The sequence below is a fragment of the Pseudomonas neuropathica genome (genome assembly GCF_051174785.1).
GTDB classification, from domain to species: domain Bacteria; phylum Pseudomonadota; class Gammaproteobacteria; order Pseudomonadales; family Pseudomonadaceae; genus Aquipseudomonas; species Aquipseudomonas neuropathica_A.
The window spans coordinates 5,742,674-5,755,211 of sequence record NZ_CP195111.1; the positions used below are offsets into that span (position 1 = coordinate 5,742,674).

Annotated in this window: 14 protein-coding genes; 10 read left to right on the plus strand and 4 right to left on the minus strand. The window is 60.4% G+C overall.

Translation table 11 applies throughout. The features are described from left to right. Nucleotides 1-407 precede the first annotated feature (407 nt). Nucleotides 408-1,247: an HvfB family MNIO-type RiPP peptide maturase gene (locus ACRRSD_RS25870; RefSeq protein ID WP_435036127.1), complete on the plus strand. Its 840-nt coding sequence runs from the start codon at nucleotides 408-410 to the stop codon at nucleotides 1,245-1,247. After that, a complete protein-coding gene (locus tag ACRRSD_RS25875) occupies nucleotides 1,240-1,992 on the plus strand; it encodes an HvfC family RiPP maturation protein (protein WP_435036129.1) in 753 nt (250 codons plus the stop codon). Before ACRRSD_RS25870 ends, ACRRSD_RS25875 begins: the two co-directional genes overlap by 8 nt. 128 nt (nucleotides 1,993-2,120) lie before the next feature. Here ACRRSD_RS25875 and ACRRSD_RS25880 read toward each other — a convergent pair whose 3' ends face one another. After that, on the minus strand, nucleotides 2,121-3,428 hold the full coding sequence (locus tag ACRRSD_RS25880; protein WP_435036131.1) for an ATP-binding protein: 1,308 nt from the start codon (nucleotides 3,426-3,428) through the stop codon (nucleotides 2,121-2,123). Then, nucleotides 3,425-4,165 carry a response regulator gene (locus ACRRSD_RS25885; RefSeq protein ID WP_435036133.1) on the minus strand — a complete coding sequence of 247 codons (741 nt, stop codon included), beginning with the start codon at nucleotides 4,163-4,165 and terminating at the stop codon, nucleotides 3,425-3,427. The genes ACRRSD_RS25880 and ACRRSD_RS25885 overlap by 4 nt, the downstream gene beginning before the upstream one ends. Nucleotides 4,166-4,462: 297 nt before the next feature. Between ACRRSD_RS25885 and ACRRSD_RS25890 the strand changes: the two genes are divergently transcribed. The 3 genes from ACRRSD_RS25890 to ACRRSD_RS25900 are packed head-to-tail and all read left to right on the plus strand — an operon-like array spanning nucleotide 4,463 to nucleotide 6,301. Then, nucleotides 4,463-4,726, plus strand: a complete 264-nt coding sequence (locus ACRRSD_RS25890) for a DUF2790 domain-containing protein (protein WP_175554694.1) — start codon at nucleotides 4,463-4,465, stop codon at nucleotides 4,724-4,726. A 29-nt stretch (nucleotides 4,727-4,755) separates the two neighbouring features. Continuing rightward, nucleotides 4,756-5,052, plus strand: coding sequence for a hypothetical protein (locus tag ACRRSD_RS25895; protein ID WP_435036135.1), 297 nt, complete (start codon nucleotides 4,756-4,758; stop codon nucleotides 5,050-5,052). 37 nt (nucleotides 5,053-5,089) lie between these two features. Continuing rightward, the gene (locus ACRRSD_RS25900) at nucleotides 5,090-6,301 is read left to right on the plus strand and encodes a cytochrome c biogenesis protein DipZ (RefSeq protein ID WP_435036137.1); all 1,212 of its coding nucleotides are present in this window, start codon (nucleotides 5,090-5,092) and stop codon (nucleotides 6,299-6,301) included. A 17-nt stretch (nucleotides 6,302-6,318) separates the two neighbouring features. Here the strand turns inward: ACRRSD_RS25900 and ACRRSD_RS25905 are convergent, their stop codons facing one another. Continuing rightward, complete coding sequence (locus ACRRSD_RS25905; protein ID WP_435036139.1) at nucleotides 6,319-6,780, minus strand: GNAT family N-acetyltransferase; 462 nt, start codon at nucleotides 6,778-6,780, stop codon at nucleotides 6,319-6,321. Between the two features lie 225 nt (nucleotides 6,781-7,005). On the opposite strand from ACRRSD_RS25905, the gene ACRRSD_RS25910 reads away from it, so the two are divergent. After that, entirely contained in the window at nucleotides 7,006-7,278 is a 273-nt protein-coding gene (locus tag ACRRSD_RS25910; protein ID WP_435036141.1) for a DUF4242 domain-containing protein, read from the plus strand. 33 nt (nucleotides 7,279-7,311) lie between these two features. Further along, nucleotides 7,312-8,124, plus strand: coding sequence for a class I SAM-dependent methyltransferase (locus ACRRSD_RS25915; protein WP_122600002.1), 813 nt, complete (start codon nucleotides 7,312-7,314; stop codon nucleotides 8,122-8,124). Between the two features lie 150 nt (nucleotides 8,125-8,274). On the opposite strand, the gene pcsA is transcribed toward ACRRSD_RS25915, so the two are convergent. Next, complete coding sequence (pcsA, locus tag ACRRSD_RS25920; RefSeq protein ID WP_007919592.1) at nucleotides 8,275-8,997, minus strand: phosphatidylcholine synthase; 723 nt, start codon at nucleotides 8,995-8,997, stop codon at nucleotides 8,275-8,277. A 259-nt stretch (nucleotides 8,998-9,256) separates the two neighbouring features. Between pcsA and ACRRSD_RS25925 the strand changes: the two genes are divergently transcribed. From ACRRSD_RS25925 to ACRRSD_RS25935, 3 genes are all read left to right on the plus strand, one after another. Next, the gene (locus tag ACRRSD_RS25925; protein WP_435038544.1) at nucleotides 9,257-10,030 is read left to right on the plus strand and encodes a tellurite resistance TerB family protein; all 774 of its coding nucleotides are present in this window, start codon (nucleotides 9,257-9,259) and stop codon (nucleotides 10,028-10,030) included. Between the two features lie 161 nt (nucleotides 10,031-10,191). Beyond that, a complete protein-coding gene (locus tag ACRRSD_RS25930; protein WP_435036143.1) occupies nucleotides 10,192-11,568 on the plus strand; it encodes an iron-containing redox enzyme family protein in 1,377 nt (458 codons plus the stop codon). An 11-nt stretch (nucleotides 11,569-11,579) separates the two neighbouring features. Continuing rightward, the gene (locus ACRRSD_RS25935) at nucleotides 11,580-12,533 is read left to right on the plus strand and encodes a methyltransferase (RefSeq protein ID WP_435036145.1); all 954 of its coding nucleotides are present in this window, start codon (nucleotides 11,580-11,582) and stop codon (nucleotides 12,531-12,533) included. Nucleotides 12,534-12,538 lie beyond the last annotated feature (5 nt).

Below are 12,538 nucleotides of genomic sequence, written 5' to 3' on the forward strand. Positions count from 1 at the left end.
CATGTGTGCTCCTGAAACAGGATCACCGTCCGGCGGCGTCGAAGGTCGAGGCGTGCGCCACCGGGCGGTGGTCACGGAGTTGGGCAGGGCACGGCTGACGTCCTGCGTCCCCCTCGACTGGGTAATGAATGAGTCTAGCCCCGGTCCGGGGCTGGCGCTGTCTTTGTGAATAGCGAAAAATCGGGTGGGAGCGAGCCTGCTCGCGAAGAGGCCAGCCCAGTCGCCATCGTTGTCGACTGTTCGGCAGCCTTCGCGAGCAGGCTCGCTCCCACAGGTTTTTCAGTGTGTATCACTGTGTATCGCGATGCTTGAAGGATACACAGGGCTGCAAATGCCCGGTCATGTGCACACAGCCGTGATACAGCCAGCGGTTCAACTCGGCGAAACCCACTGCTGAGGTACATCCCATGCAAATTCCTCCCTTGATAGCGCAACCCAGCGTCGGCCTCGGCCTGCGCCGTGGCTTGCTGAAAGACCTGCAAGCTGCCCGCAGCGGCGATTTCGACTTTCTCGAAGTCGCCCCGGAAAACTGGATCGGCGTCGGCGGCGCCCACGGTGCGGCGTTGCGTGAACTGGCCGAGCGCTACCCGTTGTCCTGCCACGGTTTGTCGCTGTCACTTGGCGGGTCGGCACCGCTGGATGTCGGGTTCTTGCAGGAAGTGCGGGTGTTTCTCGATCATTACAACGTGCCGCTGTACAGCGAACACCTGAGTTATTGCAGCGATGACGGGCATTTGTATGACTTGCTGCCATTGCCGTTCACCGAAGAGGCGGTGCACCACGTCGCCGCGCGAATCCGCCAGGCGCAGGACATTCTGGGGCGGCGTCTGGCCATCGAAAACGTTTCTTACTATGCCGCGCCGCGTCAGGACATGGACGAAGTGACCTTCACTAATGCCGTGCTGCGCGAGGCCGATTGCGACCTGCTGCTGGACGTCAACAATGTCTACGTCAACGCGATCAACCACGGCTTCGATGGGCAAACCTTTCTCGCCAGTCTCGAGCCGGGCCGGGTGGTCGGCATGCATGTGGCCGGGCATTTCGATGAGTCCGACACGCTGAAAATCGACACCCATGGCGCCTCGGTAAAACCGCAGGTCTGGTCGCTGCTGGCCGAGGCTTACGCACGATTTGGCGCACAGCCAACGCTGCTTGAGCGAGATTTCAATTTTCCGGCGTTTTCTGAGCTGGTCGCTGAGTTGCAAACCATTCGCCACTTGCAGTCGGGGGGCAACCATCGTGGATAACCTGATACTGCAACAACAGGCGCTGACCCGATATTTGCGCGACCCCGAGCATCAATTGCCGCCGGCCGACATGAACGCGGCGCGGGTCAACGTCTATCGCGATCTGGTGTTCAACAACGTATCGCAATTGCTAAGCGGCACGTTCCCGGTATTGATCCGGATCATCGGTGAGCAACGCTGGGGTTTGCTGGTGCGCGGCTTTTTGCGTGACTGGCGGGCGCAGACGCCGAAGTTCGGCGAGATTGCCGAAACCTTTCTCGACTATCTGGCCACGCAACCGCAGGTAATGCGCGAAGGCGAGTGGCCGGCGTTTTTGCTGGAGTTGGCGCATTACGAATGGGTCGAGATGGTTTTGCAACAATCCGATGCTCAGGCGCTGCCGGCGACCGATCCGGCGCTGATGCTGGAACGCCCGCTGCAGGTCTCGGCACTGGCCTGGCCGTTGGCGTATGCGTGGCCGGTGCATGAAATCGATCCAATCCATCAACCTGCAACGCCACCGGCTCAACCGACTCTGTTGCTGGTACGGCGTGCGACGGACTGGAGTGTGAAGTTTTCCGAGCTGAGTCCGTTGGCTTGGCGGTTGTTGCAGCGCATCACTGAGTTTGCGTCGTTGACGGGGCGCGAGCAGTTGCAAGGTCTGGCGCAGGAGGCCGGGCAGCCCGCCAGCAATTCGTTCATGGATAACGGTCTGGTGTTGTTGCGGCAGATGCATGAGGACCAGGTGATCGGTCTGGCATCTTGAACACTTGAATCGCGCCGCACACTGTGGGAGCGAGCCTGCTCGCGAAAGCGATCTGTCAGTCGAACTAAACATTGACTGACAGGACGCCTTCGCGAGCAGGCTCGCTCCCACAGGGACTTTCGCTGTTATCAGGAGTGCAGGGGGAGTTTCAGTTCCGCGCACAACCCGCCTCCCTCGCGGTTGCTCAAGGTCAGCGAACCACCCAGCGCCATCGCCAGTTGCTGGGCGATGGCCAAGCCTAGTCCGGTGCCGCCGGTATCGCGATTTCGCGAGTTTTCCACGCGGTAGAACGGTTGCAGCACCTGCGCCAGTTCGGCATCGGCGATGCCCGGGCCGCGATCCATGACGGTGATCGCAAGGCTGCCCTTGTTGGCTTCGACCCAGACTTCGGCGGCTCCGGCGAACTTCAGCGCGTTGTCGGTAAGATTCACCAGCACCCGGCGCAACGCATGGGGGCGGGTGTCGATGACCGCCGCACTTTTGCCGACCAGTTGCACCTGTTTGCCCATGTCCTGATAGTCGAACACCAGGCTTTCGAGGAAGGAATCCATATTGGTGCGGCGGCTTTCCTCGGTCGAGCCATGGATGCTGCGCGCATAGGCCACGCCTTCGCGCACCAGGTGCTCCATCTCGCTGAGGTCATTCCACAGTTTGTCTTTCTCGACGCAATCGTCCATGAGTTCGGCGCGCAGTTTCATCCGCGTGATCGGCGTTTGCAGGTCATGGGAAATCGCCGCCAGCAGTTGCATGCGTTCTTTGAGGTAGGCGGCGATGCGCGTCTGCATCGCGTTGAATGCCCGTGCTGCGTAAACCACTTCGTTCGGGCCGCTTTCGTCGAGGTTGATCGGATGGGCGTTGGGGTCGAGGGTTTCCACAGCGTTGGCCAGCCGGGTCAAGGGGCGGACCGCAATGCGTACGGCCAGCCAGGTGCAGGCAATCATCAGCGCCAGTTGCCCGAGCAAGACCGCCTGCAACCACGGTGACAACGGGACCATGGCGGGGCGCACGTCGATGGTCACCGGGCTGCCGTCGCTCAGGCGCAGATGGCCTTGAAAATGTTTCTTTGGCCCGGGAATGTCGGAGAAGGTCAGCGGATAGCGTTCACCAATGGCCTCGGTGATCGAGGTGACAGCCACCGGTACATCACCGGTCTCGATCGGCGTGCCCGGTTCGCCTTCGCTCAACAGGTAGCCATAATTTTTTCGCGCCAGACGCTCGAGCCAGGCAGGGCGCTCTTCGGCAGGCAAGCGATCAAGGATCGCAATCGAGGTCGAGACGTCGGTCTCGAGATTGCCGAGCATGGTGTTCTTGGCGCTTTGGTAACGTTCGTAATACTGCGCGCCGAACGACAGCGCCTGGGCAAGCAGCAGGCCGATCAGGAAAATCAGCGACAGGCGTGAGGCGAGGGTGCGTGGCCAGTGCAGATCGACGCTCATGCCGGGGCACCGAGAAGCTCGACCGGCAGCGAGAACACGTAACCTTCACTGCGCACGGTCTTGATGTAGGCCGGCTCGCGCGCATCATCGAGCAAACGTTGACGCAACCGGCTGACCAGCAAATCGATCGAGCGGTCGAACAGATCAGCATCACGGCCCTGAGTCAGATTGAGCAGTTGATCGCGGCTGAGCACCCGTTGCGGGTGATCGAGAAAGACCCGCAGCAAACGGTATTCGGCGCCGCTGAGGGCGACCATGGTGCCGTCCTTGTCGAGCAGGTGTCGGGCTGAAGTGTCCAGTTGCCAACGGCCGAAGGCCAGCAGACGCCCGGCCTCGGTGACCACCAGATTAGGCGGCAGCATCCGCGTGCGGCGCAGCACGGCGTTGATCCGCGCGAGCAATTCGCGGGCGGCGAACGGTTTGGTCAGGTAATCGTCGGCGCCCATTTCCAGGCCGATGATGCGGTCGGTTTCATCGTTGCGCGCGGTGAGCATCAACACCGGCGTGGCCTTGTGTTTGCCCACCCGCAGTTCGCGGCACAGCTGCAGGCCATCGTCGCCGGGCATCATGATATCGAGCACGATCAGGTCGACAGTGTTGGCTTCGAGAAAGCTGCGCATCTGCCGGCCATCGGCAACCACCGTGGTGCGCAGACCGTTTTTCTTCAGGTAGTTGCCTACCAGTTCACGGATCTCGCGGTCGTCGTCGACGATGAGAATGTGATCGACATGATCCATCGGTTCAAGCCTCAGTCAGAAGGGGAATGCCGTGCAGTCTATAGAGCCTTCAATGGCTCGCCTGCCTGCCTTTGTATTGCAGTGTATCTGCCGTGTTCGCGGATACACGGAGACGCAAAAACGCGAATTTTCCAGGGTTTTGTATCGCTGTGTATCCCCCGATGGCAGGGATACACAGCGATTGAAACGCGCCTGTTCCCGACACAGACGCGATACCTCGCGAGCCTCAAATAGGCTCCATCGAGGCCCACACAGATCGCCTCGGCTCAAACCCCACTAAGCCTTGAGGAACACGCCATGAACAACAAATCCGTAATCGCCGCCTGCCTGTTTGCCGCACTGAACATCTGCACGCTGTCGGCCCGTGCCGAAGCCGCTGTCACCCCGCAAACCTACACCTACGGCACCCACCTGGATATCCAGAAAGTGATCTCGCTGAAACAGGACAACTCGGTGGCTTGCGGCATCGTCGAGGCGCGCATGACCTACCTCGATTCGGCCGGTCAGACCCGCGTGCTTGATTACAGCAAATTCGCTGACGGCTGCAACAACGACAACTAAGCCATCACTCTTTATAGAAGGAAACAGCCATGAACAACGTATCGCGCTTTTTGACCGCCATCGCCTTCTCCCTGGCCGGCGTCGCCGCCCACGCCAACGCCGCGGTTGAACAGCATAGCTGCCACAGCGGCACCTGCTTCCAACTGACGCCGGTGGTCAAGCAGGGCAGCGATGGCCTGATTGCCGCAGACGGTTCCAACCGCACACCGCAGGGCCAGATGTTTGCTGCAGACGGTTCCAGTCGCACACCGCAAGGCCAGATGTTTGCCGAGAACGGCGCCAGCCGTACGCCGCAGAGCCATTGGCTGGAAAGCCAGAACGTTTGAATGGCTCGTCACATTCATTGATCAAGGGTGACTCACCATGTACCTCATCGCATTCCTCGGCGGTCTGCTGACCGTGCTCAGCCCCTGCATTCTGCCGGTGGTACCGTTTCTGTTTGCCGGCGCCCAACGCAGCCGCGCTTCAATACTGCTGACCTTAAGTGGCATGGCCCTGACCTTCGCGCTGATCTCAAGCCTGGCGGTGGTCAGCAGTGAATGGGTGATTCAGGCCAGCAACAGCGGCCGTTACGTCGCCCTGATCGTGATGAGCGTGTTCGCCCTGTCGCTGATCTCGGCGCGTATCGGCGACTGGCTGACACGTCCCTTCGTGATGCTCGGCAATCGTCTCGACCCGGATACCCGGAAAAAGGCCGGGCCGATGGGGTCGATCATGCTTGGCGTGGCTACAGGGCTGCTGTGGGCACCGTGCGCTGGGCCGATTCTCGGCGTGATCCTCACGGGTGCCATGCTGCAAGGCGCCAACGCGCAGACCAGTCTCTTGTTGCTGGCCTACGGCGCCGGCAGTGCGCTGTCGCTGGGCACGCTGATCTTCACCGGACGCGGCTTGGTCAATCGCCTGAAACCGTCGATTCCATTCACCGGTTGGCTGCGCCGTGGTGCCGGGGTTGCGGTACTGGCAACGGCAGCGGTGATTGCCACCGGCTTCGATAAAACCTTGTTGGCGAAGACCTCCTCTGAGGGTGTGGCGAGCGTCGAAAAAAGCGTTCTGGAAAATGTGCCGAAAGTGGTCGACTACTTCGTCAGCAAAGTCCGCGCGGACTCGCCGATGGAGGAGGGCAAAGGCGCGATGCCGTCACTGGCCGGCGCAGTGCAATGGTTGAACTCGCCGCAGCTGAGCGCTGAAGCCTTGCGCGGCAAAGTGGTGCTGGTGGACTTCTGGACCTACGACTGCATCAACTGCCAGCACACCTTGCCGTACGTCAAAGACTGGGCGAAGAAATACGAAAAGGACGGCCTTGTGGTGATCGGTGTACACACCCCGGAATATGGCTATGAGCGGATCATCGACAACGTCAAGGATCAGGTGAGAAAGCTCGGCATTACCTACCCGGTGGCCATCGACAACAACTACGCGATCTGGCGTAACTTCGACAATCAATACTGGCCAGCGCACTACCTGATCGACGCCAAGGGGCAGGTGCGTTACAGCCACTTCGGCGAAGGTCGCTACGAAGCGCAGGAGCAGATGATCCAGCAGTTGCTGCAGGAGGCGAAGGCGCCTGCCGCTTGATCAGCAAAACCAATGGCTCAGAGGTCACGCACCATGAGCCATTGTTCGTTGTCCCAGGCGCGAAAACGCTCCAGCACCTGCCAGCCGCGTTTGGCGTAGTAGTCCTGTTTGGTCTGCGTGTGCAGATAAAGACGCGCAAACCCGCAGTCTTTCGCTTCCTGACAAGTCTCCTCAATCAAGCGTTCCGCAAGTCCTTGCCCGCGAGCGTCGGGGCTGACGAACACGCAGGCCAGCCAAGGCCCGAGATCAGGGCGCAGAGCGAGGTCATCGCGTGCCAGCGCCGCGCCGCCGAGCAGACGATCACCGTCCATGGCAATCAGACAGGGCCAGTCACCATTGCCTTGGCCCTCGGCAAATTCGCGCTGCCACTCGGCCAGCGGGTGGCCGACGTATTCGTAGGGAAATTGTTGGTGAATCCATTGGGCATAACGGTCGCTGTGGTGCATGTGATGTGCCAGCCAATCGATTTGCAGTGACATCAGTCGAGTCCGTTCCAGAAGCGAGCGTGCATCAGAAACCAATCTCCGAACGTTGGCAATCCGGAAGCTGTTGCAGAGGCTTTACAGATCTCCACCACTCATCGGCAAACCCCCTGTTTTCAAGGGTTGCCGGACGATCGGCAGGGACGCCAACCGGTAGCAGCGCGATAGTGCGTGAGCAGGGTCACTGCCGACCCTGCCACATAAAAAGAACGCGAGGTTGCCATGCCGAAATTCGTGATTGAACGCGAGATTCCAGGAGCCGGGAAGCTGTCGGAAGCAGAACTCAAAGCCGTGTCGCACAAGTCCTGTGACGTATTGCGCGAGCTCGGCCCGCAGGTACAGTGGCTGCAGAGCTATGTCACCGCAGACAAAATCTATTGCGTGTACATCGCGCCTGACGAAGAGCTGGTGCGCGAGCATGCCAGGCTCGGTAGTTTTCCGGCCAACAGTGTGGCGCGTGTGATGACGGTCATCGATCCGACGACCGCCGAATGATCACAGATCCCACCCGCAGCGGAGTTCACTCTTATGAGCACCCCGATTGATCTGACTGCCTTGAAAGAACGCCAGAAAGTCGCCTGGGCCAGTGGCGACTACGCCGTGATCGGCACGACGTTGCAAATCGTCGGCGAAAACCTCGCCGAAGCCTGCGACCTGCGTTGCGACGAGGAGGTGCTGGATGTCGCTGCCGGCAACGGTAATGCGACGCTGGCGGCGGCGCGGCGCGGCTGTCTGGTCACCTCGACCGATTACGTCGCGGCACTGCTGGAACGTGGACAGGACCGTGCCCGGGCGGAGCATCTCGATGTGACGTTTCAGGTCGCCGATGCCGAAGCGCTGCCGTTCGCCGACGAGAGCTACGACGCCGTGCTGTCGACCTTTGGCGTGATGTTCGCACCGGATCAGGACAAGGCTGCTGCCGAACTGGGCCGGGTTTGTCGTCGTGGCGGGCGGATTGGTCTGGCCAACTGGACCCCGGAAGGTTTTGTTGGCCAGATGTTCAAGACTCTCGGCCGTCATCTGCCGCCACCTGCCGGTGCCCAGCCGCCCTCGAATTGGGGCTCTGATGCCTGGCTGCACAAGCATTTCGATGACCGTGATTTTCTGCTGCGTGTGACACGTCGCGAGTTCAACTTTCGCTATCGCTCGGCCGCGCATTTCATCGATATTTTCCGCCATTGGTACGGGCCGGTACACAAGGCCTTCGCCGCATTGCCGCCGGAGAGCGGGCAGGCGCTGGAAAGCGATCTGGCCGATCTGCTCAATCGTTTGAATCGGGCGGGGGAGGAGTCGCTGGTGGTGCCGAGTGAGTATCTGGAGGTGGTGATCACTAAACGCTGAGTCACTCACTATTTTCAAATTTTTGGTGACCACCTGTGGGAGCGAGCCTGCTCGCGAAGACGGAGTGTCAGACAACATATTTGTCGAATGACACAGCGCTTTCGCGAGCAGGCTCGCTCCCACAAGGGAAATGTAGTTGGGGCGGAAGACCTATTTCACCTGCGGCCGATCAAACCACTCCAGCGCCGTGCGCCAGATGCAGATCCCCAGAAAGTACGCCGACATCAGTAACCACAAGCCCATCACCAATGGGTTGATCACCGGATGGTTGAGTACCAGCGACAAGCTGCACAGCAGCCAGATCGCCGTCACCGCAATGTTGATCGGCATGAACCGGCGTACCCGGAACGGGTGCAAAAACTTCATCCGGGTCACGGTCAGCAGCGCCAGACCAATCACCGTCAGAAAAGTGATCCACGGCCCCGGCCCGATGATGTACAGGCACAGCGCGACCACATTCCATGCAGCCGGAAACCCGACAAAGTAGTTGTCCTTGCTCTTCATGTTGACGTTGCAGAAACAGAACAGCGACGACACCAGAATCAGCGACACGGTCAGTAGCAGGGTGTAGTCGGGCAACGGAATGTAGCGGTAGATGAACAGCGCCGGAATGAACACGTACGTCAGGTAATCGATCACCAGATCAAGGATCGAACCGTCGAAGCTCGGCAGCACCGATTGCACGTTGACCTTGCGCGCCAGCGCACCGTCGAGGCCGTCGACAATCAGCGCCACGCCCAGCCACATCAGGCAGTGGGTCGGCTGGTTTTCCAACAGGGCGAGGGTGGCCAGAAAAGCGGTGACCACGCCAGTCGCGGTAAAACCATGGGCGCCCCATGCTTTGAGCCTGGCGATGTGTACGGTCGATATCACGGGGGCGTTCTCCAGAAAGTGAAGCAAGCCGGGTATCACCCTTGAGTAGCAGGGCGCCGGCAAACCGGGTCGGGGTTGCAGCTATCGACCGGTCTGGCCGGGATAAGGTTCACCATTGATCAATCTTAGCTGGCCGGCGAAAAAATACGCGGGCGAAATCCGCCAAGGCTTCGAGCATCAGCCAAACGGTGCTGGCGCTAAGGCCGCACGGGTCTATCGTTGCCAGACGCAGTTACTGCCAATGCTTGAGGATGACGTCATGAACACCAGCGATTTGCTTGAAAAACTGCTGCGGGGCCAGGCCCCGACAGGTCAACAAACTTCAGCGTCTGCCGGCGATGGTTTGGGTGGTTTGGGCGGGTTGCTGGGGGGACTGCTCGGTGGCGCGGATTCCAACGGTACACGCGGTGGTTCCGCGGCCGGAGGGCTGGGTGGGTTAGGTGGCTTGCTCGGTGGTTTGCTCGGTGGCGGTACCGGTGGCGGTCTGGGCGGCGCCTTGGGTGGGGCGCTGGGCGGTGGAGGTGGTGCGCGAAACCGTTCCGGTGGAACAAATTATGCGGCGCTGGCGTCGCTGGGCATGATGGCGTTCCAGGCGTATCAGGCCTGGCAACGCAGCCAGGCCAGCTCGGCACCGCAACAAACGCCGCAAACGGCTAACCTGCTTGCCGGCCCGGAGATTGAAGAACACAGCCACGCGGTGCTGCGCGCCTTGATCGCCGCGGCCAAGGCCGACGGGCGTATCGATGAATCGGAGAAACACCTGATCAGCAGCGAAATCGGCAAACACACCGATGATCCGCAGTTGCAGCAATGGCTCGACGCCGAAGTCGCCAAGCCGTTGGACCCTGGCGAAGTGGCGCAGTCAGCCGATGGCGACCCCGCCGTCGCCGCCGAAATGTACCTGGCCAGCGTGATGCTGGTGGATGACCAGCAGAGCGCCGAGCGAAGTTATCTGGATGAACTGGCTGCAGCATTGCGGATCGATCCTGAGTTGCAGGTGCATTTGGAACAGCAGACCAAAGGTCAGGCCTGAAACAACGTAAAAAACCATAGTCATCAGCAGCTCCGCCAAGGAGCTGCGTCGCCGTCCGTCCGGGCAATTTTCACGTCGATTGAATTTTTCGCAGGCGCTGCCTCTCTGCTGCTGTAGAGGCGTGTGGAACAGCGTCCTGCCAACCGACCGAGAATTTTGCCATGACTGTCCTGACCCCCCTGCAAGCTACGCCTGCCCAACCGCATCTTGTGAATGCCGCCGGGAACATCCGCCAGGTCTATGAAGCGTTGTTGCGCGATGACAATCCCCAAGGCCTTGCGCAGGCGTTTTTGCAGGAACAACTGCAACACGCCGCGCCACTCACCGATGCTTTGCCCGAAGATCCGACAACGTGGCACGCCTGGGTGGCAGAACATTGCGCCGATGTCGCTCGGCAATACGCCGACTACCTGCAACAACGCAAAGCCGGCGGGCCTCGGCAATTTTTCCGTGGCAAGGCGCAGGCGCTGTATTTCCTGCAAGCGGTGGCCCCGACCAAGCTGGTGGATGGCGCGTGGCTCTATGGTCTGTTGCCACGCTGGCAGGACCCGCGTTTCCAGGGCCTGCTGCGTACCTTTCTGGAAGAACTGGGCGAAGGTAATCCGGCGCAAAACCACGTGGTGATCTACCGCAAGCTGCTCGCTGAACACGACTTGCAGGACAGCAGCGCCATCGACGATGAACGCTACCTGCAAGGCGCAATACAATTGGCCCTCGGTGTCTGTGGTGCTGATTATCTGCCCGAGGTGATCGGCTACAACCTCGGCTATGAACAACTGCCGTTGCACCTGTTGATCAGCAGTTACGAACTCAGTGAACTGGGCATCGATCCGTACTATTTCACCTTGCACGTGACCATCGACAACGCCAGCACCGGCCACGCGCAAAAAGCCGTGCAGGCGGCGCTCGATCTGCTGCCGCTCGAGGCCGATCGCGGCGAGTTTTTGCGTCGGGTAGCGCTGGGCTATCGGCTCAACGATCTGGGGCAGGGCAGTCGCGCCATCATCGAAGGTTTCGACCTTGAGCACGAGTTGCTGGCGATGCTTGAACGCAAATGCCCATTCGCTCAGCACATGCACTCCGATTACTGCCGCTTCGAAGGGCAGACCGTCAATCAGTGGCTGGCTGCGCCGGAGCAATTGCCCGGTTTCCTCCAGGTATTGCAGAACAAAGGCTGGATCAAACGTCACGAAGACCCGCAGGCCAGTCGCTTTTGGCAACTGATCGCGGGCGACGGTGCGGCGATGTTTGGCGTGTTCAATGCCTACGAAAAACAACTGGTGCACGACTGGATTGCCGGCGACTGGACGCCGTCGGGTAAAGCGAAACCTGTTCGACGGCACAGTCAGACCGCAGCGGCCATTGAGGGGCTTGAACACGATCCCGATGTTCAAGCGCTCAACACTGCGCTGCAAGGTCAGGATGCGTTGGCGCAAATGGCGATTCTGATCCCCTGGCTCGCCCCGGCCCGCCATGCACACCCGGCCGGGCTGCTCGCCACCCGGCGTTTTATCGAACTCAAATCCCGTTTGCCTTAAGGACCTTGCCGATGAATCAGGAAGAACAACTCTGCCCCAACGACCTCGTGCTGCTGCAACTGGGCCGGCGCTTGTTGGCAGACGGATATCGGTTCGTCACACCGACGCCGTTGACCCATCAACGGGTCAACCAGCGTGACGAAGGCCAGATGGCCGACTCTTTGCGCGATGTGTTCGGTTGGTCGCGTCCGTTCGCGCCGGGCTTGTTGTCGGCCGATGAACAGCGGCAATTGCAAGAAGCGCAGGTCATTGATGCGTACGAAGGTCAGTTGAAAAGTCGCGTGCGCTGGTCAAGCCTGGATGATTTGCTGTTCGTGCATTCGGCGTTCCCTACCGAGGCCGCTGATGCGGTGTTTTTCGGCCCCGACACCTACCGTTTCGCGCAACTGATCCACGCTCACCTGCAGCAGAACTTCGCGCCGATCCAGCGTGCGGTGGATATTGGTTGTGGGGCTGGCGTCGGTGCAATCGTGATCGGCCGTGCCCGCCGCGAGGCGCAGGTGCTGGCGCTGGACATCAATCCTGCGGCGCTGCGTCTGACTGCGATCAATGCGGCGCTGGCAGAGGTCGCCAACGTTGAGGTGCAGGCCAGTGATCTGTTGCAGGGCGTCGACGGCGAGTTTGATCTGATTGTCGCCAACCCACCGTACATGGCCGATCCGGCCGAGCGCGCCTATCGCCATGGTGGTGGCACGCTGGGGGCAGGGCTGTCGCTGCGCATTGTCGAGCAGGCACTGAATCGGCTGGCACCCGGCGGCTCGTTGTTGCTCTACACCGGCGTGGCGATGGTCGACGGTCGCGATCCGTTTCTCGACACCGTGTTACCGCGACTCGATGAAAAACGCTTCGGCTGGACGTACCGCGAACTCGATCCGGATGTCTTCGGCGAAGAACTGCTTAACCCCGGTTATCAACGGGTCGACCGGATCGCTGTGGTGGCTTTGACTGTGACCCGGATTGGCTGAAGCAA

Coding starts and splice junctions, on each gene's coding strand:
- ACRRSD_RS25905 (WP_435036139.1), bottom strand. CDS start 6,780: ATGTCACTGCAAATCGATTGGCTGGCACATCACATGCACCACAGCGAC.
- ACRRSD_RS25935 (WP_435036145.1), top strand. CDS start 11,580: ATGAATCAGGAAGAACAACTCTGCCCCAACGACCTCGTGCTGCTGCAA.
- ACRRSD_RS25930 (WP_435036143.1), top strand. CDS start 10,192: ATGACTGTCCTGACCCCCCTGCAAGCTACGCCTGCCCAACCGCATCTT.
- ACRRSD_RS25880 (WP_435036131.1), bottom strand. CDS start 3,428: ATGAGCGTCGATCTGCACTGGCCACGCACCCTCGCCTCACGCCTGTCG.
- ACRRSD_RS25925 (WP_435038544.1), top strand. CDS start 9,257: ATGAACACCAGCGATTTGCTTGAAAAACTGCTGCGGGGCCAGGCCCCG.
- ACRRSD_RS25915 (WP_122600002.1), top strand. CDS start 7,312: ATGAGCACCCCGATTGATCTGACTGCCTTGAAAGAACGCCAGAAAGTC.
- ACRRSD_RS25890 (WP_175554694.1), top strand. CDS start 4,463: ATGAACAACAAATCCGTAATCGCCGCCTGCCTGTTTGCCGCACTGAAC.
- ACRRSD_RS25870 (WP_435036127.1), top strand. CDS start 408: ATGCAAATTCCTCCCTTGATAGCGCAACCCAGCGTCGGCCTCGGCCTG.
- ACRRSD_RS25910 (WP_435036141.1), top strand. CDS start 7,006: ATGCCGAAATTCGTGATTGAACGCGAGATTCCAGGAGCCGGGAAGCTG.
- ACRRSD_RS25900 (WP_435036137.1), top strand. CDS start 5,090: ATGTACCTCATCGCATTCCTCGGCGGTCTGCTGACCGTGCTCAGCCCC.
- ACRRSD_RS25885 (WP_435036133.1), bottom strand. CDS start 4,165: ATGGATCATGTCGATCACATTCTCATCGTCGACGACGACCGCGAGATC.
- ACRRSD_RS25895 (WP_435036135.1), top strand. CDS start 4,756: ATGAACAACGTATCGCGCTTTTTGACCGCCATCGCCTTCTCCCTGGCC.